Here is a 312-nt window from a genome sequence, read left to right as displayed (position 1 = left end):
TGAAGCTCCAGTTGCCGTCCTCGTCGACCTGCGTCTCGCCAACCGGCGTGCCGTTGTCGATCACGACGATCGTGTCACCCGGTTCGCCCTTGCCCACCAGCGTCGGCGTCGTGTCGTCCGTGCTCTCGCCATTGTCCACAGGACCCTGAACCAGACCCACGTCGTCAATCACTTCGCCAATGACCGGCTGGTCCGGCGCAGTCGTGTCCACGATCACCACGTGCGGCTCCGACGGCCTGCTTTCGTTGCCCGCGGGATCACGCTCCACCACCGTGAACTCGTGCTCGCCTTCGTCCAGCGGCGTATCAGGCG

1 protein-coding gene is annotated in these 312 nt (G+C 65.4%); it reads right to left on the bottom strand.

The features are described 5' to 3' along the window. Nucleotides 1–312, bottom strand: a 312-nt coding sequence (locus tag F6X37_RS38185) for an Ig-like domain-containing protein (RefSeq protein ID WP_222945055.1), incomplete at both ends; no start/stop codon positions are given.

It is taken from the genome of Paraburkholderia sp. 31.1, from assembly GCF_014397645.1.
Taxonomy (GTDB): Bacteria; Pseudomonadota; Gammaproteobacteria; order Burkholderiales; family Burkholderiaceae; genus Paraburkholderia; species Paraburkholderia tuberum.
Note: the sequence above shows the minus strand (reverse complement) of the source record. Positions and strands in the feature narration are given on the sequence as shown.